Source organism: Bacteroides muris (ex Fokt et al. 2023) (genome assembly GCF_024704895.1).
Classification (GTDB): domain Bacteria; phylum Bacteroidota; class Bacteroidia; order Bacteroidales; family Bacteroidaceae; genus Bacteroides; species Bacteroides muris.
In genome coordinates this window covers 24,122-48,199 of the sequence record NZ_JAMZEE010000031.1, presented here as the reverse complement: position 1 = coordinate 48,199, position 24,078 = coordinate 24,122, and the positions used below count along the sequence as shown (strand labels likewise).

The window sequence follows — 24,078 nt, the reverse complement described above, 5'->3', positions numbered from 1 at the left end:
GACCTTGACAGGCCGCCCAATACTCTATGTCTTTTGCTTGGTTGAAAAAAATAAAGTTCTTATCCCGAACTCACGTTAATAGTACAGACTTATATCACATCAAATACGGCCAAGCTATCAACAACCCACTTTCTGCAAACAACATTTTTAAGAAGGGAACAAACCGCCCCCTCTCAGGGGAAAAGCGTAAACTGCCAATGATGATTCGTGCTGCGGCTCTCATCCAGAGCAAAGCCTTCCCAAGCAAAGGCTTTCAAGTCTTCAGGACGCCCTATGCGGTTCTTGACGATGAAACGCGTCATCTCTCCCCGGCACATCTTGGCATAGATGACGATGGTTTTCAGCTGCCCGTCCTTCCACACTTGAAACTCAGGCGTAATAACGCGCACCTCCCGCTCCACCCGCTTCCATTCAAACAAGTCCTTCATTTCAGCACTTGCCAAATTAACAAGAACACCACCACTATTTTTAATTTCTTCTATAAAACAGTCCGTCAACAAGGGTTTCCAATAATCAAACATGGAGACTCCCCCTTTTTCGGGCAAGCGGATATCTCCCTCCAGACGATAGGGTTTGATGCCGTCCAGCGGACGAAGCAGCCCATAAAGAAAAGAAGTGATACGCAGATGCTCTTGCGCATAACGAAAATCCTCCACTGAAAAATCCTTCGGAAGAATGCGTTTGAAAACAGCTCCGGTATAGGCGCAAATAGCCGGCATCGGATGATTCTCTTCCGAACAGAAATCATGAAAACGCAAACAGTTCTCGGTGGCAATTTTGGTATTCACCCGAAGAAGCCTTTCCAATTCGGATACTGGATACTGCGACATTTCCAACGCATTACGCACAGCCTCCGCTTCGAATTTCGGCACCGTGACTTCAGGCACGACAACCGAACAGCGTGATGCCATGGTCTTCGCACAAGAGATAAGGACAAGCATAACAATTCTTTTTTAGCAGATGCAAAAATAAAGGTTTTCGACGGAGAATTATGTATACCTATAAAGTTTTTCTCTGGAATTCACCTCCATTTCAAGAGTTTTTCATACCTTTACACCTTGTTGGAGAAGAGTGCACGTATTGAACCTTCCTGCTCCCCAACATATTGAGACAGAAAAAGAAAAAACAATATATAAAATGACTCACAAATGGAATTATCAACCCATTACACCCGAACAGGCAGAAACAAGCCAACAACTGGCCCAAGAATTGGGAATTAGCCCAATATTGGGAAAATTGCTGGCGGAGCGGGGAATAACAACGGCAGCGGATGCCCGGAAATTTTTCCGCCCCCAACTACCGGACCTATACGACCCATTTCTGATGAAGGATATGGATATAGCCGTAGAACGCCTGAACAAGGCAATGGGAAAGAAAGAGCGCATTCTTGTTTATGGAGATTATGACGTAGACGGTACCACGGCTGTGGCATTGGTCTACAAGTTTATTCAACAGTTCTATTCGAACATCGACTACTATATCCCCGACCGTTACAATGAGGGGTATGGAGTTTCAACCCAAGGAATAGACTATGCCGCAGAGAGTGGTGTAGGCTTGATTATTGTATTGGACTGCGGTATCAAAGCCATCGAAGAAATCACATATGCCAAGGAGAAAGGCATTGATTTCATCATCTGCGACCATCATGTCCCCGATGACGTACTGCCTCCTGCCGTAGCCATTCTGAATGCCAAACGGGAAGACAACACCTATCCTTATGAGCATCTGTCCGGATGCGGCGTAGGTTTCAAGTTCATGCAAGCATTTGCCATCAACAATGGCATCGAGTTCCATCACCTGATTCCCCTATTAGACCTTTGCGCTGTCAGCATCGCATCGGACATTGTCCCCATTATGGGTGAAAACCGTATTCTTGCCTACCACGGCCTAAAGCAGTTGAACAGCAATCCCAGTGTAGGATTGAAAGCCATCATTGATGTATGCGGACTGACGGACAAGGATATCACTGTCAGTGACATTGTATTCAAAATAGGTCCCCGTATCAATGCCTCCGGACGTATTCAGAACGGAAAAGAAGCCGTTGACCTGCTTACTGAAAAAGATTTCTCTCTTGCTCTGGAGAAAGCCGGACAAATCAATCAATACAACGAGACCCGCAAGGACTTGGACAAAACCATGACCGAAGAGGCCAATAAGATTGTGGCCGATTTGGACGGACTTGTCGACCGCCGTTCCATTGTATTGTACAATGAAGACTGGCATAAAGGCGTCATCGGAATCGTTGCCTCCCGGTTGACGGAAATCTATTACCGCCCGGCAGTAGTACTGACACGTACGGATGATATGGCAACCGGTTCCGCCCGTTCCGTCTCCGGATTCGACGTCTACAAAGCTATTGAATACTGCCGCGACCTTCTGGAAAACTTCGGAGGTCATACCTACGCTGCCGGTCTTTCCATGAAGGTGGAAAATGTACCAGCCTTTATCGAACGTTTCGAAAAGTTCGTATCACAAAACATCCTGCCGGAACAGACATGTGCCGTCATCGATATCCATGCCGAGATTGATTTCAGAGACATCACTCCGAAATTCTTCAGCGACCTTAAGAAATTCAATCCATTCGGTCCGGACAATGCCAAACCCATTTTCTGCACGCACAATGTCTATGATTATGGTACCAGTAAAGTCGTAGGGCGAGACCAGGAACATATCAAGCTGGAATTGGTGGACAACAAATCAAACAATGTGATGAACGGCATCGCTTTCGGACAAAGTTCTCACGTACGCTTCATCAAGACCAAACGTTCCTTCGACATTTGCTATTCCATTGAGGAAAATACCCATAAACGAGGCGAGGTACAATTGCAGATTGAAGACATAAAACCGAATTAAAAGCCTCTCCCCTCCCCCTCTCTCCGGTTCTCCGTTATAGGGGGGGGATAATCCCGTAAGAAGGAAATAAGGATAATACTGCATTATATAAGGAAATGATAAATATCGGTTGATACTATAAGATAATTAATCACTAATACTTAATTAGGAGAAAACATCAGTTCAACGATAAGAAGTAGTAAAAAAGTCCAGTAAAGTAATGAGCAGCAATAGCAACTTCAAAACTCCCCTCCTTGCGGGATTGCTCTCTCCCGATAACGGGGGAACCGGAGGGGGTGGATTGGAGATAAAGCTTTTAAAGCAGTACTGGGGTCATGACGCCTTCCGGGGGATACAGGAAGACATCATCAACAGCATTACCAAGGGACGGGACACTTTGGGACTAATGCCCACGGGAGGAGGAAAATCCATCACTTTTCAGGTTCCGGCGCTTGCCAAAGAAGGACTTTGCCTGGTCATCACCCCGTTGATTGCCCTCATGAAAGACCAGGTACAAAACCTGAAAAAGCGAGGAATCAAGGCACTTGCCATCTACTCGGGCATGAGCAGGCAGGAAATCATCGTCACATTGGAGAACTGCATATTCGGCAATTTCAAGTTTCTCTATATTTCTCCCGAAAGGCTCGATACAGAAATCTTCCGCACCAAACTGCAAAAGATGAGAATCAGTATGATTACGGTAGATGAAAGCCACTGCATATCACAATGGGGCTACGATTTCCGTCCAGCCTATCTGAAGATAGCCGAAATACGCAAACTGCTGCCCGGCGTACCAATCCTGGCATTGACAGCCACCGCCACTCCGGAAGTAGTGAAAGATATCCAGGCCCGTCTGCATTTCCGTAAGGAAAATGTGTTCCGTATGAGTTTCGAACGCAAAAACCTCGCCTATATCGTCCGCAAAACAGAAAATAAGACGGGAGAGCTGTTGCACATCCTGCGCCGTATGCCCGGAAGCGCCATCATCTATGTGCGCAACCGTCGCCGCACCAAGGAAATTACCGAACTGCTACACAACGAAGACATCACCGCAGATTTCTACCATGCCGGACTGGATGACGCCACCAAAGACATCCGTCAACAACGCTGGCAGACAGGAGAAAGCCGTGTCATGGTCGCCACCAATGCATTCGGTATGGGTATAGACAAACCGGATGTACGGATTGTCATCCACATGGATTTGCCCGATTCCATCGAAGCCTACTTTCAAGAAGCAGGACGTGCCGGAAGGGACGGACAAAAAGCCTACGCGGTCGTCCTTTACGCCAAGTCGGACAAGGCAACACTGCACAAACGCATTCCCGACACCTTTCCTGAAAAAGAGTATATAAAAGAAGTATATGAGCATCTTCAATACTATTACCAGATGGCAATGGGAGATGGACAAGGCTGTGTACGCGAATTCAATATAGAAGACTTTTGCCGAAAGTTCAAGTATTTCCCCGTTCCCGTGGACAGTGCCTTAAAGATTCTGACACAAGCGGGATACCTGGAATATACAGATGAACAAGACAACGCATCCCGGCTACTGTTCACTATCCGGCGAGACGAGCTTTATAAACTGAGGGAACTCGGCGAAGACATGGACAAACTCATCCAAACCATTCTCCGCTCCTATACCGGAGTCTTCACAGACCATGCTTTCATCAATGAAGAATCACTGGCCATACGCACCGGGCTCACACGCCGGCAAGTGTATGAACAGCTCATCCACCTTGCCAAGCTACGTATCGTCAGTTACATCCCCCGCAAAAAGACACCATATATAATATACACGCGAGAGAGAGTTGAAATGCGTCACCTGCAAATTCCTCCCGCCGTGTACGAGGAACGCAAAAAGCGATACGAGAAACGCATAAGTGCCATGCTGGATTACGTGAGCAGCGACACCGTGTGTCGCAGCCGGATGCTGCTGCACTACTTCGGAGAGAAAAACGGACACGACTGCGGACAATGCGATACCTGCATCAGTTTGAGGAACAAGAAAACTTCCGACCACCTTTCGGAAAAGGAACTTTCTGAAAAGATTCTTCAAGCCCTATCTGACAAACAACAAACTCCGGCCACTTTGGCAGAACAAATACCGGCTGATAAAAACATGTTCATCGATGTGTTACATGGATTGTTGGACGAAGGCAAGGTAATTGCTGTCAACGGAATGCTTCAAATCAAAAAATAATTCACTACTTTTGCCGTTGGAAAAGAATGCCCTGCCACTGAAAGGAACATCACTTATCAGCCATGCCCACCTTTTCCTTTTTAATTTTTAATTCTTTAATTTGTAATCACTTATGGGATTCTTTAAATCTTTTTTCTCCGGCAAGTCAGACAATCCGAAAAATGAGAAACAAAAAAACGAACAGAAGAATTTTGAGATATTCAAGTATGACGGTATGCGTGCACAACGCATGGGCCGTACAGACTACGCTATCAAATGCTTTACTGAAGCTCTTGCCATTCAGGAAGACTTTGAAACCATGGGATATCTCGTCCAAGTCTGCATCCAGACCAACAAACTGGACGAGGCACACAAACTGCTGGAACGCATGACCGAAATAGAACCGGAACATACCTCCTCCTACCTCAGTCTTGCCAACGTATGCTACATGCAGGAAGATTATCCTGCCATGGCAGATGCAGCAAAGAAGGCTATCGAGATAGAAGAGGGCAACGCCATAGCACACTACCTGCTAGGCAAAGCGGACAATGGGCAAGGAGACGGCATCATGTGCATCGCCCATCTTACGAAAGCCATCGTACTGAAAGATGATTTTACTGAAGCCCGTCTGCTCCGTGCCGAGGCTCTGGCACAAATGCAACAATATAAGGAAGCGATGGAAGACATAGACGCCATTCTGGCACAAGACCCGGAAGACGAAGGTGCCATCTTGCTCCGCGGAAAGATAGAAGAAGCTACGGGAAACAAAGAAAAAGCTGAAAGCAGTTATCAGAAAGTAACGGAGCTGAATCCCTTTAACGAACAAGCCTTCCTCTACTTAGGCCAGCTTTACATCACCCAAAATAAGCTGACAGAAGCCATCGGGCTCTTTACGGAAGCCACAGAACTGAACCCCAATTTCGCAGAGGCCTATCATGAGCGCGGACGTGCCAAGTTGCTGAACGGCGACAAGGAAGGTTCTGCAGAAGACATGAAGAAAGGACTGGAACTCAATCCTAAGGAAATACAGAACTTTAACGGACAATATGGTAACCAGCCGGAGGGAAGAACCGGTAATATCCTGGGATTATAACAAATTCAATTATTGCCGCCAATGAAACGAAATTTGTTTCTGTCAGTACTTTTTGTACTGATGTTCGCACCTGCCCATGCACAGCAAGTGAACATACTGTCCTATAACGTACATAATTGCATCGGCATGGACAAGGAGTACAATTACCAACGCATTGCCAATGTTATCAGTCAAACTTCTCCTGACATAGTTGCCCTGCAGGAGCTTGACAGTATAACGGTGCGCAACAAAGGAATCCATACTCTTGGAGAGCTAGAAAAACTGACCGGAATGCACGGCACCTATGCAGCAGCCATTCCTTTTCAGGGTGGAAGCTACGGCATCGGAATTCTCTCCAGAGAGATACCCATAAAATACGAGATTATTCCAATGCCCGGACGGGAAGAAAAACGCACCTTCATTATTGCAGAATATAAAGATTATGTATTTTGTGCCACACACCAGTCTCTCACTCCAGAGGACCAGCTCCTTGCCGTGCCATTGATAGAAAAAGCCTTGCAAAACCTCGATAAGCCCATTTTGATGGCAGGCGACATGAACTCTGCACCAGCAAGCGCTCCTCAGCTGGAATTGGCAAAACATTTTGCCACCCTCAATGACACAACCTCTTGTACTTTCCCGGCAGACCGTCCCAACCAATGTATAGACTACATCTATGGCTATTCCAAGAATGGGTATCGGTTTGATGTGCAATACCGAAAAGTCATAGAAGATACCATTGCATCCGACCATCGTCCGGTTCAAGTCATTGTACAAATCAAAGGGAAATAAGTTAAATTGCTACTATCCCTAAAAAAAACATTGTTTTTTGTTTGTATATAAAAGAAAAGCATTACTTTTGTCGCGTAATCCAAAAAAACAGAGAATACAAGTATGAAGTCATTTACTTATGCATATTACTTCTTTTTTTACTTTTACTTTAGCCAGAAAGTAGAGCGGGAGTTTGTATGTATCAAGTGACAGTGATGCTTAAGGACTGAATAGAGAACCAAGTAAATATACTGAATCCCGCTCCATCGTATGGAAGCGGGATTTTTTTATAGCATAACCAAGAAAATAAAGAATAATGAAAAAGGTAGCCATTCAAGGAACATTAGGCTCGTATCACGACATCGCCGCACACAAGTACTTCGAAGGAGAAGAAATAGAGTTAATCTGTTGCGCCAGCTTTGAAGACGTATTCGGCGCCATCAAGAAAGACAGTCAGACCATAGGAATGCTGGCAATAGAAAACACCATTGCAGGTAGTCTGCTGCACAACAATGAGCTATTACGCCAAAGTGGCGCACAGATTGTCGGCGAGTACAAGCTGCGCATTTCCCATAGTTTTGTTTGCCTGCCCGATGAAGACTGGGATGATATTACTGAGGTCAACTCCCACCCCATCGCCCTGATGCAATGCCGTGAATTCCTCGGACAGCACCCCGGTATAAAAGTGGTGGAAGGCGAAGATACTGCCCGCAGTGCCGAAATCATCCGAAAAGAAAACCTGAAAGGTCATGCCGCCATCTGCTCCAAAGCAGCCGCAGAGCGTTACGGCATGAAGATTCTGCAGGAAGGCATCGAAACAAACAAGCACAACTTCACCCGCTTCCTGGTAGTGGCCGACCCTTGGCAAGTGGATGAGCTGAACCGGCACCGTAGCAAGGACGTCAACAAGGCAAGCATGGTATTCACCCTTCCCCATACCGAAGGAAGCCTTTCTCAGGTATTGTCCATTTTGTCCTTCTACCGCATCAACCTGACCAAGATACAATCACTGCCCATCATCGGACGGGAATGGGAATACCAGTTTTACGTAGATGTCGTGTTCGACAATGTACTGAGATATAAACAATCCATTGCGGCCATCACACCGCTGACCAAAGAACTGAAAATATTAGGAGAATATGAAGATGGAAAGTCAAACATCTAAGATAAAGCCGGCCGAACGTCTGGCAAGCGTAAGCGAATACTACTTCTCGAAAAAACTGAAAGAAGTGGCACAAATGAATGCGGAAGGCAAGGACGTCATCAGCCTGGGCATCGGAAGCCCCGACATGCCACCTTCCGAAAAAACAATCCGAACACTTTGCGAAGCCGCCTGCAATCCAGACGGACATGGCTATATGCCCTACGTAGGCATCCCCGAACTGCGCCGCGGTTTTGCGGACTGGTACAAAAAATGGTACGGTGTAGCATTGAATCCCAACACAGAGATACAACCGCTCATCGGCTCCAAAGAAGGCATCCTGCACGTGACACTGGCTTTTGTCAATCCCGGCGAACAAGTATTGGTTCCCAATCCCGGCTATCCTACTTATACTTCATTAAGCAAGATTCTCGGCGCCGAGGTCGTGAACTATGACCTGAAAGAAGAAAACGGCTGGATGCCCGACTTCGACGAGCTGGAACGGATGGACACGAGTCGTGTAAAACTGATGTGGACCAACTATCCCAATATGCCCACAGGGACAAATGCAACACCGGAACTGTACCGGAAGCTGGTGGACTTCGCACGCCGCAAGGATATCGTCATCGTGAACGACAACCCTTACAGTTTCATCCTGAACGAACATCCCATCAGCATCCTCAGCATTCCGGGTGCCAAGGAGTGCTGCATAGAATTCAATTCCATGAGCAAAAGCCACAATATGCCGGGCTGGCGTATCGGCATGCTTGCCTCGAATGCCGACTTCGTACAATGGATACTGAAAGTAAAAAGCAACATCGACAGCGGTATGTTCCGTGCCATGCAACTGGCAGCCGCCACCGCTCTGGAAGCAGAGCAGGACTGGTACGACGGCAACAACGCGAACTACCGTAACCGCCGCCGGATGGCAGGAGAAATCATGCATGCCTTGGGTTGTACCTACGACGAAAAGCAGGTAGGAATGTTTCTCTGGGGCAAGATTCCCGACAGTTGTACAGACGTAGAAGAACTGACCGAACGCGTGCTGCATAAAGCCAGGGTATTCATCACTCCCGGGTTTATCTTCGGAAGCAACGGGAAACGGCATATCCGCATCTCACTCTGCTGTAAGGACAATAAACTGGCAGAAGCATTGGAACGCATCAAGAGTATGAAATAAATGCTTACAGGCAGGAGATAGACCACCTAAATCCGGAATCCCCGTTTACAAAAACTCCACCGGAGATTTAGTAAAACGAGAGGAATGATTTAGTAAAATCCTCTCCGACGTTTTGGTAAATCTTGGGAACCGCGTTCAGAAAGGTCTCCCGAGAGGGAAAGAATTATAAAAGAAAAAGAGTATAAATAAAGAATATTATTAAACAAATAAAGAATATGGAACTCGAACTAGAACCTATCACATTGCCCGGTGTTGAGAACAAACGCCCTATGGTAATAGCCGGCCCCTGCAGTGCCGAAACCGAAGAACAAGTAATGAGCACAGCCAAACAATTGGCTGACAAAGGCCTCAAGTTATTCCGTGCCGGTATCTGGAAACCGCGTACCAAACCGGGCGGCTTCGAAGGAGTAGGTGTAGACGGCCTTGCATGGCTGAAGGAGGTAAAGAAAGAAACCGGCATGTATGTTTCTACAGAAGTTGCTACCGCCAAGCATGTATACGAATGCCTGAAGGCTGGAATTGACCTTCTTTGGATAGGCGCACGTACCACCGCCAATCCTTTCGCCGTACAGGAAATTGCCGACGCACTGAAAGGCGTAGATATCCCGGTACTGGTGAAGAATCCGGTAAATCCTGACCTGGAGCTGTGGATTGGAGCTTTGGAACGTATCAACAATGCAGGCTTGAAGCGTCTGGGTGCCATCCACCGCGGGTTTAGCAGCTATGACAAAAAGCTCTACCGTAACTTGCCCCAATGGCATATTCCCATTGAGCTGCGCCGACGCATCCCCAACCTGCCCATTATCTGCGACCCCAGCCACATAGGTGGAAAGCGCGAACTCGTTGCCCCGCTCTGCCAGCAAGCTATGGATTTGGGCTTCAACGGACTGATTATCGAGAGCCACTGCAACCCGGACTGTGCCTGGAGCGATGCAGCCCAGCAAGTCACCCCGGATGTGCTCGATTATATCCTCAACCTGCTCGTCATCCGCAAGGAAACGCAAAGCACCGAAAATCTCAGTGAATTACGCAAGCAGATTGACGAATGCGACAACAATCTTATTCAGGAGCTGGCCAAGCGAATGCGTGTGGCACGAGAAATCGGCACTTACAAGAAAGAGCACGACATAACCATCCTGCAAACCGGACGCTACAACGAGATTCTCGAGAAACGCGGCTCGCAAGGCGCATTGTGCGGCATGGATGCCGAATTCATCAAAAAGGTATTTGAGGCGATACACGAAGAGAGCGTGAGACAACAAATGGAAATTATAAACAAGTAATTATTCAATGCACCAATATCAGCACATTAAACATCATGAGAATATTAATACTTGGAGCCGGGAAAATGGGCTCTTTCTTTACAGACATATTGAGTTTCCAGCACGAGACGGCCGTGTTCGACGTCAACCCGCACCAACTGCGCTTTGTCTATAACACCTACCGCTTCACCACGCTGGAAGAAATCAAAGAATTCGAGCCGGAGCTAGTCATAAATGCCGCTACGGTGAAATACACACTGGACGCTTTCCGTCAAGTGTTGCCGGTACTGCCCAAAGACTGTATCATCAGCGACATCGCCTCGGTAAAGACCGGGCTGAAGAAGTTCTACGATGAAAGCGGTTTTCGCTACGTGTCGACACATCCTATGTTCGGCCCCACTTTCGCCAGCCTCAGCAACCTGAATACAGAGAATGCAATCATCATCAGCGAAGGCGACCACTTGGGCAAAATCTTCTTCAAAGACCTCTACCAGACCATGAAGCTGAATATCTTTGAATATACATTCGACGAACATGATGAAACCGTAGCCTATTCCTTATCCATTCCTTTTGTTTCCACCTTTGTGTTTTCGGCAGTCATGAAGCACCAGGAAGCTCCGGGCACTACATTCAAAAAGCACATGGCCATCGCCAAAGGTCTGCTGAGCGAAGATGATTACCTGCTCCAAGAAATTCTCTTCAATCCACGCACCCCCTCACAAGTGGAGAACATCCGTCTGGAACTGAAGAACCTACTGGAAATCATCAGCAATAAGGATGCGGAAGGAATGAAGAAATACCTGACCAAAATCCGGGAAAAAATCAGATAACCAAGCGCAAGTGTGTGCTCCGATGCCAAAGCACACACTTGTATCTCAACTAAAAACCACATCTTTGCCTCCTGAAAGCTGCATCAAAACAGCAGCAATATTTTATCCACTTTAATTTTTTTAATTCATGGCATCTATCAAGAACAAATCAAAGCTTGCCGCCACGCAAAGCAAGCAGGCAAAGAACAATGCTTCGCCCAAAGCAACCTTACAACTATTCATGCAAGAAAACATCGACCGCATGCACCGACTGGGCAAAGTGCGCACCGGCGAGACCTACACGTGTACGCTCAACAGCTTCATGCGCTTCCGTCAGGGAAAGGATGTACTTTGGAAAGATTTCGACGCAGACTTGACGGCTTCCTATGAGGCCTATCTCAAATCGACCGGAGTGAGCATGAACACCATCTCCTTCTACAACCGAATACTGCGGGCCGTGTACAACCGGGCGGTAGAGAAAGGCTTTACGAAACAAGTATTCCCCTTCAAGAATGTCTATACGGGAGTGGAGAAAACCATACGGCGAGGACTGCCCATAAAAACCATTCGCAACATCCGAAACCTGGACTTGTCACACTGCCCCTCATTGGACTATGCACGCGACATGTTTTTATTCAGCTTCTACACCCGAGGCATGTCATTTGTGGATATGGCTTACCTGAAAAAAAATGACCTGAAAAACGGAATCCTCACCTATCGACGTAAGAAAACCGGACAACGTCTTTGCATACGATGGGAACGAGATATGCAAGATATACTCGAAAAATACCACATATCCCAAGAATCACCTTATCTGCTCCCCATCATTCATAAGATAGGAAAAGAAGAAAGAAAACAGTACAATAATGCGCTACACCTCGTCAACAAAAAATTAAAATTTATCGGCAGCATATTGCAACTTTCCATACCGCTCACCATGTACGTTGCCCGCCATTCTTGGGCCACTGTGGCCAAAAGCAAAAACATTCCGCTTTCTGTCATTAGCGAAGGAATGGGACACGACTCTGAAAATACAACGCTGATATATCTGGCTTCACTTAATACAGAAATTATAGACAAAGCCAATAAGCTCATTTTAGACCTACTTTAAACATACAGAGGCAAATACATCTCTTCCCAAGAGATGGAACCAAGCTGATGTTAAAATCAAAACTTCATCTCTTCCCAAGAGATGTATAGCATAATAATCAATGACAACATGCTGCAAGGGCATAAGTACAAAGCCGCATTCCAATATACGTTTCGATATACAATTTCACAAATTCATGAATTCCAGATAAAAAAACAAAGAAACATTTGGATATTATCACTGTTTATCATACTTTTGCAACCCAAATCCGTCTCTTGGGAAGAGATGAATCCTGAAACTACAGTCCGTAAGCGCAGACTGTAAAGAATATAGAAACTAAAAAGCACTATTACACATTGTAATTGTACAACAAAAAAACAATGAATAGTAATTCTGGCAGTATCTATGTTTTTGCTGAATACTCTTCATTGCAACCACCAGCGACATATAGGCTGGGCATACGGAATTTTGTTTGATTCCTTTTAGGAATTTATTGGTAATTTGATAATTTTTCTCTATAAGTAGAAGAGATTAAGATATTAATGACACTAACAAATCTTAAATAATGGGAAAGATGACTTTAAAACTTTATGCGGTTTTGTTTTTAGGTCTTTTCAGCATGGGAGCCAAATGTCAGGAAGTGGCTCTGAAAAGTAATCTGCTATACGACGCCTTCGCTACACTGAACGCAGGCGTGGAAACGGGATTGGCAGACAGATGGACGCTCGACGTATCTGCCAACTACAACGGATGGACACTCTCGCACGACCGGAAGTGGAAGCATTGGCTTCTTCAACCTGAAGCCCGCTATTGGTTTTGCGACCGATGGGCAGGACACTTCGTTGGAGCACACCTGCTCGGAGGTCAATACAACGTTGGCGGGCTGAAAAACGACTTCTCTTTTCTGGGAAGCGACTTCTCCAAACTCTCTGACCGGCGTTACCAGGGATGGTTCCTGGGCGTGGGTGCGGCATACGGGTATTCCTGGATTCTGGACAAGCATTGGAACCTGGAAGCCGAAATAGGCTTCGGATATGTCTACACACGATTCGACGCCTACCCTTGCGCCAACTGCGGAACAAAGCTCGAGAAAGACAAACCGCACCACTACGTCGGTCCTACCAAGGCCGCGGTAAACCTTGTATACACATTCTAAATTCATCCGGTGGTTATGGACACTATGAACAAATTAGCTAAGAAAATGATTTTTGGCTTGTTATGCCTATGTTGCGCACTGGGAGCCGACGGCCAAACACTGACGGACGGACAGATAGCAGTACAAAACCTAGCCGTCTCAAAGCAAGAAGACAAACTATTCGTGGCGATGGACCTCGACATCTCCGCACTTAAGCAAGGAAGCAACCGTGAAGTACTGTTCACCCCTTCGCTCACCCTTAAAGACGACAGCCTCAGCCTGCCTGCCATACGCATTGCGGGGCGTAACCGTTATTACCACCACCTGCGAAACGCCTCCGACACCGAACGGCTCTATCGCAACGGCGAACGCAATCTGATAGAATACCGCGTGACGGTGCCCTATGAAAAATGGATGGGAAGAGCCCGGCTCAGCGCCACCGAAACCACTTGCGGATGTTGCGACGCCCCCTTGACCAGCACCACTACCCCTCTGAGCAAACTACGGCTGGAAAAACGCGTACCTACACCTTTCGTACCCGCGTACGCCTATATACGCCCTAAGGCCGAGCAGAAAATCAACCGGATTGAAGGTTCAGCCTACATCGACTTCCCCGTGAACCGTACCGAAATACATCCCGACTACCGACGCAACCCTGAGGAGCTGAAGAAGATTCTTTCTACCATCGATGCCGTGAAGAATGATGCAGACAGCAAGATTATCAGCATCAGCATCAAGGGATATGCCTCGCCCGAAGGATCGTACAGCAACAACATACGCCTGGCCAAGGGACGTACTGAAACCCTGAAAGAATATGTACGCAAGCAGTATGTTTTCCCCCAATCACTCTTCACCACCGGCTTCGAGCCCGAAGACTGGGAAGGACTGGAGCGCTTCGTAACCTCCTCGCAACTAAAGAACAGAGAAGGCATTCTGGCCTTAATACACAGCGACCTGGACCCTGATGCGAAAGACCGGAAAATCAAGGCAACCTATCCCGCCGACTATGCTTACCTACTGAGCGAAGTCTATCCCGGACTGCGCCATTCCGACTATGCCGTACAGTATGAGGTACGTGCCTATACAGACCTTGCGGAAATCAGGAGCCTGCTCAAGAGCCAACCTCAGAAGCTGAGCCTGAACGAAATGTACCTCGTCGCGCAGGAGATGGAACCGGGCAGCGACGAGTATAACGCTACCTTCGCAACTGCCGTACGTATGTTCCCCGACGACCCCGTGGCAAACCTCAACGCTGCCAATACTGCCCTACGCCTCGGTGACCTGAAAGGAGCCGAAACTTATCTGAGCAAGGCGGGCGATGCTCCCGAAGCCATCTACGCACGCGGCATACACGCCGCCCTGCTGAAGCACTATGACGCAGCCCAACCACTACTGAAGCAAGCGTTACAGAAAGGAGTGGCGCAAGCGGAAGACGCGTTGCAACAGATAGAACGCATAAGACAAGAGATGGCCGAAGACGCGGAATAAAGGAGAGGAAACAACAAGAATATAACACCGAAATAAATAAACTCTTAATAAATTATACGCTATGAAAAGAAAAAACTGGAGTATTTTTTTCATTGGTATGCTGGCAATGTGTACCATTGCAGGATGCAGCGACAACGAACTGAACGGCAGCAATGAACCGGGCGTATACCCGGGACATCCCGAAGATGCCGTATACATGAATGTGAACATACAATTGCCCGTAGGAGGAAAAAACACAAGAAGTGAAACCGACTCAGACAAGGATGATGACTATGGAACCAGTACAGACGGTACGGAAATAGGAAAGGATTACGAGAACAAGGTGAATGGCGTCTTGATTGTATTGGCGGATGCAAGCAACAACTTCATCGCTGCCGGCGAACACAACTCATTGCCGGTAGTGCGTGAAGGAATCGTCAACACAACCCAGAAAATCAATAAATCCGCATTGGCCGCTTACTATGGCAACGGGACACTTGGAGCAGGAAAAGACCAAGTCAATCTTTATGTATTCTGCAATCCGACAATGGAGTTGAAACAAATCTTCGAAAAGTCCGGTACCGACAACAAATGGATTGACGAGATTGCCACTCTTGAAGAAAAACCTAACGGAACTGCTACAGGAGCAGCAGTCTGGGGAGGAAACGACCACAAGGCAGGCTTCCTGATGGCTACGGCTAGCAGCAAAGACATAAACAAGCAAATTCCGAAGAATTTTACCGATTGGGACAACTTTACAACTGAAAACAATGCCTTTGATTTCTCGGGCAAAAACACCTTGAGCAACGGCACCGAAATCGGAAATATCGGAAATATCCGTGTGGAACGTGTCGTGGCACGCTTCGATTTCAAAGACGGCAGTCCCAGCAAGGACCAGACATACGTCATAGCAGAAAAAGACGACAAGCCTACGCTGAAAGTCAAACTGAACAAGATGGCGTTGATTAACATGAGCAAGCATTTCTACTACCTGCGCCGTGTATCCGATAACGGTCTGGCCGATAACGTGGAAATCTGCGGAACTGAATATGACAGCGGACAAAGCTGGAACTACGTAGTAGATACCGATGCCGAACAAAAGAGCGGAGGCATCGACGAAAGCTATCCTTTTGACACCTACTTCAATTTCTGTCTCGGACACCAAGATAACAACACTTGGAGCATTGATGAGAAAGCCCGCGACCAGTGGTACACCAGTCTGATTAGCGACGTTATCAAGAAAGAAGAAGAAGATAACGATGACGAATGGAACAACGGACACAGTCGAGACGGTTACCGCATCTGGCGTTATGCCACCGAGAACACCATCCCCGGCATGAACAACCAGGAGAACGGCATCAGTACCGGCATCGTGTTTAAAGGAAAAATTCAGGTAACAGAAAATGCTCCCAAAGCATTGCAAGATGCTATCAACAAGGCAACAGGCAATTCTGACGCCGATGCCATCCTTTACGCTTACTCCAACCAACTTTATGTAAGCTGGACAGAAGTACGCAAAGCCGCACTTGACGCAACGGCAAACGAGGAATTCAAGAAAGCGGTATTCGGAACACCGAAAAATACTCCGTCGGAAAGCGTCTATAGTGATGATACCGAGAGCCCCGACCACCTGTGGAACATATGGCATAATGAAAAGAACCACAACGATGCAGCCGCCCTGTCGGCTTTCAAGAAAGTAGCCACCAACAAAGACCATCAGTTCACCCTCTACCAGTCGAGCGAGGACAAGGATGACGGTGCAGGCTACTACTGCTACTACTTCTACTGGAACCGTCACAACGACAACGGCAACAACGGTGTAATGGGCCCGATGGAGTTTGCCGTGGTTCGCAACAACGTGTACAAACTGTCTGTTGTCGACATCAACCGCCTTGGTCATCCGCGCCTTAGCGAAAACGACCCCGACCCCGTCGACCCCGGAACTCCGGACGAGAAGGGCGACATCTACCTGAAGCTCTCTGTCGAGGTGCTTCCTTGGGTGGTTCGCATAAACGACATTGAATTCTAAAAAAGCAACAAGTATGCAAAGCAATAAGCGAAATAGATTTTCAAGGTTCGCAGGCAGGGTGCTCGTCGCCCTGCTGGCAGCCGTTGCCTTATCCTCGTGCGAGCGCATCTTTGAAGACCTCGACCCGTGTCTCCACGGCGTATCGCTGCGCTTCGTCTACGACTACAACATGGAGTACGCCAATGCGTTCCCCAACCAAGTGGACTGCCTCACCCTCTATATCTACGACGAGAACGACGACTACGTAGATACCAAGATTGTAACCGGAACAGAACTGCAAGACGAGAACTACCGGATGAAGCTTGACCTGCCCGACGGCAAATACCATTTTGTGGCATATGGAGGAATCGCATGCGAAAAGAGTTCTTTCACCGTAAACACAAGTACCAAGCGCACCGAGCTCAGGACCCGACTGAACGCCGACTGCCTCAGCCTGCCCGAACGGAAATTGCTGCACGATATGTTCTGGGGAGAACTCACCATGGAAACGGCCGAGTCTTACAACGAAGGCACGGTAAAGATGATGAAGAACACCAACGGCATACGCATCGTGCTGCAGCAAGTGGCGGGAGGCATTGTCAAAGCCGAGGATTTCGACTTCGAGATTACGGACGACAACACCCTCTTCAACTACGACAACGACCTGCTGCCGGTGGCCGACGTCACCTACACCCCGTGGGTGAAAGGACAGGCACGGACAGGAGCATCCGTCATAGTGCCCGGAGTAGCGCCCGAACCCATCGAAGTGGCATATGCCGAACTGAGCGTGCCGCGCCTGATGGCCAGGAATTCTCCCAGGCTGGTAGTGAAACGGCATGCCGACAAAGCGACCGTGATAGACATCCCCCTCAACAAATACCTGCTGCTGATGCAGAGCGACCGCTACGACATGGACGACCAAGAGTATCTGGACCGCGAAAGCCGCTGGACACTCTTCTTCTTCCTAAAGAACAACGACGGCAACGACAGCTGGTTGAATACATGTATTGTGGTAAACGATTGGGTGGTACGCATCAATGACGTGGAACTGTAACAACTACGGCATGCGTGGCACATAAAAACCGGACTACCCGGCAAACGACTTTCAACAAACCAAGAACAGCTTTTCAAATGGAATTGAAGCATCGACATATCATCGGAATCTGCCTCCTCTGCGGCCTACTGGGAGCTACTTCGTGCAACGACGAATCCATCGTGCAGCAGCCCCCCGCCGAGGAAGACAATACCGTGTATCTGGCCTTCCACACAGCCGTAGTGGGAGCCTCTACACGTGCCGACGGCACCCCCGATGACGAAAATATCAATCAATTGCGAATCGTCATCGCTTCGAAGGCGAGCGACGATACGGACGGCGCAAGCGCATGGGAGGTGGAAGAAAACCGGCTCATCACCGAGACAAACATACAACTCTCGGACGAGTACACTTTCCGGGTGAAAGCCGGCTGCCAGAAACGTATCTACCTGCTGGCCAACTGCAACGGACTGGAGGACACGAACGGCAATCTGCTAGACTTCACAAGCACCCGTGCATTCTTGCCCGACGCAAATGGGAAAGCACCCGTAGACGGCTATGTCTTCGGACTGGGAGACAAAGACGGCGGCTACCAATATGCCACAGCCCTCGAAGCGGGAAACGGCATACCGATGACGTCGGTCTACGAAATAACTATTCCCCCAAAAGACGAGGCGCACGAAAAAGACTTCGCAAACGGCTTTTACCAAGGCATGCCCGAAGTGCTGTACGTGGTGCGCGCCGCCACCAAGTTCTCCTTCGCATTCGGCAAAACCGCGAAACGGGCCATCAACGTGACCGGATTCAGCCTGAAGAAAGCCATCAAAGACCGGATGTATCTGATGCCGCATGTCAACAAAGATACAAACGGAAAATACTGGGTGGCAGATACCGGGGATAAGGATAATCCTGACAAAGCAATATTGCCCGGAGAAGGTTCTGCCCAAGACTGGATAACATGGATGGTGGCGGAATCGGAAAAGACGGAAAGCGAAGCGACCCAATACCAATGGCTGACCGACTACGAAGTGCCGCAGCCCGAAGAAGGAGAAGAGGACGGAGATGTCGCCTATTCATTCAGCAAGGCCATAGAGGTATCTGCCCTCAAAGCAGGAGAAGAAGCAAAATTCACCACACCCGTCTACCTGCCCGAAAGCGACGGTACATTGGCAAAAGACAAGGACGCAAACCTGAAACTGCAGGAGTACGAAGTGACCATCCACACGGAAGAGAGCTTTGATGAAGAGACGACTGCTCCGGACAGTCCTAAAGTGGCAAGAAGCTACACCGCCACATTGCCGAATCTGGCCTCACTCTTCCGCAACACGCACGTCAAGGTAAAGGTGAATTTCAATAACCTTTCCGAGGCGGAACTGAAGTGGGAAGTGGACGTAGAACCTTACTGGGAAGTAGTGCTCGACCCCGTATTCGGACTGGACGACAAAGACGCCCCGAAGAAACGCTAAACACCGGAGAAGCCCTCCTTCTCCCCTCGAGAAAAGAGACGCCGGAAGGCTTCACACTTAAACATACATACAAAAAACAGCAACAGATATGAAACGCAATTTTTTGACCTACATACTTTTGTGCATATTGTTCCTCGGCAGTGCCGCCTGCCAGGACGACCCGCTCTACAACGGCGGCGAGACAGGCGAAGGCGAAAGCCTCGTCAGCGCAACCGTGAAGTTCAAGCCCCTTACTCCTGCATTGAATGGAAATACGCGTACGGCAGGGAATGTGATAAAGAATATCAAGGACTTGTGCGTGTTGCTGTATAATGAAAAGGGAGAGTTGCTGAAGACATATCCGCTTACCGAAGGAACAGGCGAAGGGCAATATCAATTGGAAGATAAAGACAGACCGGATAATAATCCCGACTCGGGTCTTCCTCCCGCCGAAGCACAGACGCCCCATGCCGACTTCAAACTGAAAATCCCCTACGGACGCTATCGGATTTATGCGGTGGCCAATATGGAGAAATTGCTTACGAATGAAACATATTCCAAAGCCATAGAAACTGCCGACGGCCTGAAAAGCATTTCCCTCCAATGGGATAAGGATGAAGTAGCCAACAACAACCAGATGTTCGGCTATTTCACCGTTACAGGAAGCGAGCAGAACGATGAAGTGGCAGTTATAAACCGGGCATCCGTCAAATTGCACGCCTGGATACGCCGTGCCGCTTCCAAAGTAACCATTGCATACGACGGTTCCGACCTTCACGAGAATGTATATATCTACCTCAAGTCGGTTACCATCAAGGACATACCTACGGAATGCTATCTGGGCAAGAAAAGCACCATCAACCGGAATCCAGATGATGACATTGAAGATTATGGAGACCTTATCGCAGATGGCGAAAGCATTACGTATGCCGAAGGAACAAGCTACGATGAACATTGGACGGCACGTATCACGAAAGGTAAACCGTATTATTACTACATCGACAACGGGCAAAAAGGAGTCTCTGTAGCGAAAGCGGAATATGACAGCAAGAGGGCGGAGTATGCCAAACTGGCTCATGGAGAAACCAACGAAGCACTCTTCTTCTATGAAAACATGCAGGGAAAAGGAAAAGACAAACAACAGGACGCAGACGGTGATAAAGAACTGGATGCACCGGGACTGAACAACAAGCCCGGAGATAAATACTATAAAGACCAAAAGCCCTATGGTACTTACATCGAAGTAAAAGCCTACTATGTTTCCAATGTTGACGGCCGGGTGGGCAACGGTGACATCATTTACCGCTTCATGCTGGGCAAGGATGTCTATACGGACTATAACGCAGAGCGTAACCACCACTATAAACTGACACTGAAGTTCAACAAATATGCCAACGACGTGGACTGGCACATCGAATACGAAGAACCTGAACCCGGTATCGAAGTTCCCAACCCTTACTATATATCCTATCTGTATAATCACTCAATGATGCTTCCGCTTAAAATCAGAACGGGGGGACAAAAAATTGAACAGATAGAAGCACGAATCATGGATAACAGATGGGCTCCCAATAATCCTGCAACGGATTTTGTCTATTGGAAGAATATGAATTTACCATACCAAAATCAGTGGAATGGTTTTTTATCACTTCGACAAACAAAAGATTTGAATGTAACGGCAAACTCTAACGAAGAGTATTACCAAAGTCATAAAAGAGGAGAACGTGAGTACATACCTGCTGGCGAGAAGTTGCCGGAGTCAGGTGAAAGCAAAGAGTATGAGACATTTGACAAACAAGATAATAGTGATGGGAAATGTATTGTAAGGAATGAGGGCGACAGTGTGTTTCATGTCCAATTACCCATGTACACCCGTGCCAAACAATTAATTAAAAACACCGGTTATACCGGAAATAATCCATACGTGGCCTATCAACGCAAATCAGAGGTAAAAATAGTGGTAACATTTATGAATGGTAGTAAGATATCAACAGATGGTACGGATTTCGATGGTCGTCCCCTATCAAATGCAGACAATAAGGATAATCAAAATCCTGTCATCTATCAAGTGCGGCGTATAGTCAATCCTAAAGGAGTTTGGCGTAGCCATAACAACGACAACGACTTTCACGTACAACTGAAACGTCTTCCTAGAGAAAATGCAACACAGTTTGAAACATTTACTTCAGAAGGTCCTTGGAAAGCGTATGTATATTGTGGAACAGACAATTTTATTACATTAAGTGACGAAACAAGAGCTTCCACCGATACCATCAAAGGAGAGACTGGTTCTGCGATAGATTTTCGTATCAAATTTAATGGAACCTGTGGCCAGCAGGAAAACCGTTATGCCATTATCCGGGTAGAATATCACAATTATACTTGTTATCATCTGATTTTCGTCAGACAAGGAGATGCTCCGGATGACTTATTCGATGGAACAGGAACCAAGTGGCATGCCCATAATCTACGGACAAGTTCGAAGGAAACAGATTCTCCTTTGGAAGAAGGCTCCTTGTTCAAATTCCAGAACTTAGAGCAACCGATTGATGCAATGTGCAATAAAAATCCGACAAGTCCTTGGATTAATATAAATCCGGGTAGTTTTCAAAATGATGCAGATAAGTTACAGATTGCCACCAATAACACGGAAAATAAAACGAATACTACATGGAACAGTATAAAATCAATTGACTTCAGTCCTTGGGGGAATACAGAGGAACCCGAGTTTGGAACCCCGGAAATTCCCAAAGCCCGCATAGCTTCTTTTGAAGATTTTTTAGCTCTATACCAAGGAGAAGATATAGCAGAAGGATATGGAGTGCTATATGGGGATGAATCTCAAGAAACTTTGGATAGAATAACAGAGGTCTATGAGTACAATTATGAACAGACCCGACGCGGAATGCGGGGGTGCTTTGTCTACAATAAAAAAAATGGAAAGAACCTGTTTTTCCCCATTGGAGCTTCCGGATACGGTCATAGAAAAAATCATGATAGGGAGGGGTTTGGCAGCAGCACGCCTGAGGACGGCAAAGGAGTGGGAGTACTAAGATATGCCGCTTATCGAAATACATTCTTAGCGGAGACTACAGCAAATAATTCTCCTCTCCTTTATGATATATATATGAGACCGGGAGCAGTTTATTGGCTTAACAAATATAATATAAATCAGAATCATGATATGGGAGTCGATTTTAGCAATGTAATAGCGTGGGATTTCAACTACTTTACCTTTGACTTTTACCCATTTGGAATATCTGCGGCACAATCCGGTAAGGATGCTTGCTTCATCCGTTGTGTAGAAGAATAATCAGCGGACATTCAAGGGCTTGTTTAAATTTTGCTTAAAGAAGTTTTTACTCAGTTTCTTTTGAGAATATCGGACAAAATTTACACAGGCTCTTAAACCACCAGAGAGAGAAATGAATGACAGACTTTCAATTTTTCTGCTATGCCTCCTGCTTGCCGCCACCAGCGGCATCAGGAGCGCACGGCAGTCCTCCCAATCGCAGCTGCGGGCAGTTTCTGCAACAAGTATCGCCCCTGATACCCTCTCCCCGGACCTGCCCCTGCCTGCCATCCCCGCAACCCTGCGCACTCCCCACGAACGCGCCTCCTACCTCTTGGCACACTTCTGGGACGGCATGTCCTTCGCCGACACCCTGCGCAGCCGCAATCCCGGCTTCATGGAGCAGAACCTCGTCAACTACCTCTCCCTCTTCCCCCATGCGCCCGCCGAAGCCCGCACCCGAGCCGTGCACCTGCTGATGCAGCGCGCCGAAGCCGACAAACCCGCCTACCTGCTGCTGGCCGAACTGGCCGAGAAGTACCTCTATGCCACCGGTTCGCCCATGCAGAGCGAGGAGCACTTCATCCCCTTCCTGGAAGAAACAGCCCGCACCCCCCTGCTGGACGAAACCGAGAAGTCGCGCCCCCGCTTCCTGCTCGCCGCCGCCCTGAAGAACCGCCCCGGCACCACGGCCGCCGACTTCACCTACCACACTCCGGAGGGAAACCTACAGACGCTGCACGCCACCCCCTCCGCCCCGCGCCTGCTCCTGATGTTCTATAACCCCGACTGCACCCACTGCCGCCAGGCCATCGCCCTGCTGCACGACGACGGGCTATTCAAGCAGATGCTGCACGACGGCCGGCTCACCGTGCTCGCCATCAATACCGAAAACGACCATGAATCCCCGACCCGCCACGAAGCACGCCCCCGTAGCGGAAACGAACTGCCCGACGGCTGGACTGCCGGGACCGCCACCCCCACCCTCGCCGACGACGAACCGTACATACTCCCCTCCATGCCCGTCCTCTACCTGCTGGACCAGGAAAAACACGTCCTCCTGAAAGAGGCGCTGCCCGAGCAAATCCTCGCACGCCTTGCAGAAGAAAGCCGGAATCACCCCCGCCCCAAAGAGTGATTTTCAATCCTGCACAGCCTTCACCTGCCACGACTTTCGCCCTGTTCATCGGCCTTTCCGGTGAAACCTCCCTTTTCCTGCGAAAAAAGGGAACAGCATCCCCGGACGCTTTCACGCAAGCGAACGACCAAGGTCGTTCGTTCGGCCGGCCTCCGTTGTTCGATTGAACGACCCGTGCTGTTCAATCGAACGACCCGGGTCGTTCACTTGCAAGCGGCCGACCG

At 48.1% G+C, this 24,078-nt stretch carries 18 protein-coding genes; 17 read left to right on the top strand and 1 reads right to left on the bottom strand.

What is annotated here, in order from left to right:
- Nucleotides 1-173: 173 nt before the first annotated feature.
- The gene (gene yaaA / locus M1B78_RS12635; RefSeq protein WP_136009086.1) at nt 174-941 is read right to left on the bottom strand and encodes a peroxide stress protein YaaA; all 768 of its coding nucleotides are present in this window, start codon (nt 939-941) and stop codon (nt 174-176) included.
- A gap of 196 nt (nt 942-1,137) precedes the next feature.
- Here yaaA and recJ point away from each other — a divergent pair, with 196 nt between their 5' ends.
- The 17 genes from recJ (at nt 1,138) to M1B78_RS12550 (ending at nt 24,021) form a co-directional block, all read left to right on the top strand.
- Nucleotides 1,138-2,853 (top strand): single-stranded-DNA-specific exonuclease RecJ, encoded by a 1,716-nt coding sequence (gene recJ, locus M1B78_RS12630; RefSeq protein WP_257940857.1) that lies wholly within the window; start codon nt 1,138-1,140, stop codon nt 2,851-2,853.
- A gap of 199 nt (nt 2,854-3,052) precedes the next feature.
- Nucleotides 3,053-5,032, top strand: a complete 1,980-nt coding sequence (locus M1B78_RS12625) for a RecQ family ATP-dependent DNA helicase (protein WP_257940856.1) — start codon at nt 3,053-3,055, stop codon at nt 5,030-5,032.
- 112 nt (nt 5,033-5,144) lie between these two features.
- Nucleotides 5,145-6,104 carry a tetratricopeptide repeat protein gene (locus tag M1B78_RS12620; protein ID WP_257940855.1) on the top strand — a complete coding sequence of 320 codons (960 nt, stop codon included), beginning with the start codon at nt 5,145-5,147 and terminating at the stop codon, nt 6,102-6,104.
- A gap of 21 nt (nt 6,105-6,125) precedes the next feature.
- Nucleotides 6,126-6,875, top strand: coding sequence for an endonuclease/exonuclease/phosphatase family protein (locus M1B78_RS12615; RefSeq protein ID WP_035457763.1), 750 nt, complete (start codon nt 6,126-6,128; stop codon nt 6,873-6,875).
- A gap of 295 nt (nt 6,876-7,170) precedes the next feature.
- Complete coding sequence (locus M1B78_RS12610) at nt 7,171-8,019, top strand: prephenate dehydratase (protein WP_257940854.1); 849 nt, start codon at nt 7,171-7,173, stop codon at nt 8,017-8,019.
- Nucleotides 7,994-9,175 carry a pyridoxal phosphate-dependent aminotransferase gene (locus M1B78_RS12605; RefSeq protein ID WP_016273091.1) on the top strand — a complete coding sequence of 394 codons (1,182 nt, stop codon included), beginning with the start codon at nt 7,994-7,996 and terminating at the stop codon, nt 9,173-9,175. Before M1B78_RS12610 ends, M1B78_RS12605 begins: the two co-directional genes overlap by 26 nt.
- Nucleotides 9,176-9,390: 215 nt before the next feature.
- Nucleotides 9,391-10,458, top strand: a complete 1,068-nt coding sequence (locus M1B78_RS12600) for a bifunctional 3-deoxy-7-phosphoheptulonate synthase/chorismate mutase type II (RefSeq protein ID WP_016273092.1) — start codon at nt 9,391-9,393, stop codon at nt 10,456-10,458.
- Between the two features lie 35 nt (nt 10,459-10,493).
- The gene (locus M1B78_RS12595) at nt 10,494-11,267 is read left to right on the top strand and encodes a prephenate dehydrogenase/arogenate dehydrogenase family protein (protein ID WP_016273093.1); all 774 of its coding nucleotides are present in this window, start codon (nt 10,494-10,496) and stop codon (nt 11,265-11,267) included.
- A gap of 127 nt (nt 11,268-11,394) precedes the next feature.
- Nucleotides 11,395-12,357 carry a site-specific integrase gene (locus M1B78_RS12590; protein ID WP_016273094.1) on the top strand — a complete coding sequence of 321 codons (963 nt, stop codon included), beginning with the start codon at nt 11,395-11,397 and terminating at the stop codon, nt 12,355-12,357.
- 553 nt (nt 12,358-12,910) lie between these two features.
- The gene (locus M1B78_RS12585) at nt 12,911-13,492 is read left to right on the top strand and encodes a DUF3575 domain-containing protein (protein ID WP_138297940.1); all 582 of its coding nucleotides are present in this window, start codon (nt 12,911-12,913) and stop codon (nt 13,490-13,492) included.
- A gap of 15 nt (nt 13,493-13,507) precedes the next feature.
- Nucleotides 13,508-14,959 carry a DUF3868 domain-containing protein gene (locus M1B78_RS12580; protein ID WP_257940853.1) on the top strand — a complete coding sequence of 484 codons (1,452 nt, stop codon included), beginning with the start codon at nt 13,508-13,510 and terminating at the stop codon, nt 14,957-14,959.
- Between the two features lie 61 nt (nt 14,960-15,020).
- Nucleotides 15,021-16,967, top strand: coding sequence for an Mfa1 family fimbria major subunit (locus M1B78_RS12575; RefSeq protein WP_257940852.1), 1,947 nt, complete (start codon nt 15,021-15,023; stop codon nt 16,965-16,967).
- A gap of 13 nt (nt 16,968-16,980) precedes the next feature.
- Nucleotides 16,981-18,000, top strand: coding sequence for a FimB/Mfa2 family fimbrial subunit (locus M1B78_RS12570; protein WP_257940851.1), 1,020 nt, complete (start codon nt 16,981-16,983; stop codon nt 17,998-18,000).
- A gap of 77 nt (nt 18,001-18,077) precedes the next feature.
- Nucleotides 18,078-19,445, top strand: coding sequence for a hypothetical protein (locus M1B78_RS12565; protein WP_257940850.1), 1,368 nt, complete (start codon nt 18,078-18,080; stop codon nt 19,443-19,445).
- Between the two features lie 88 nt (nt 19,446-19,533).
- Nucleotides 19,534-22,737, top strand: a complete 3,204-nt coding sequence (locus tag M1B78_RS12560; protein WP_257940849.1) for a fimbrial protein — start codon at nt 19,534-19,536, stop codon at nt 22,735-22,737.
- A 112-nt stretch (nt 22,738-22,849) separates the two neighbouring features.
- Nucleotides 22,850-23,854 carry a DUF5106 domain-containing protein gene (locus M1B78_RS12555; protein WP_257940848.1) on the top strand — a complete coding sequence of 335 codons (1,005 nt, stop codon included), beginning with the start codon at nt 22,850-22,852 and terminating at the stop codon, nt 23,852-23,854.
- Nucleotides 23,851-24,021, top strand: a complete 171-nt coding sequence (locus M1B78_RS12550; RefSeq protein ID WP_257940847.1) for a hypothetical protein — start codon at nt 23,851-23,853, stop codon at nt 24,019-24,021. The genes M1B78_RS12555 and M1B78_RS12550 overlap by 4 nt, the downstream gene beginning before the upstream one ends.
- The last annotated feature ends 57 nt before the right edge of the window (nt 24,022-24,078 follow it).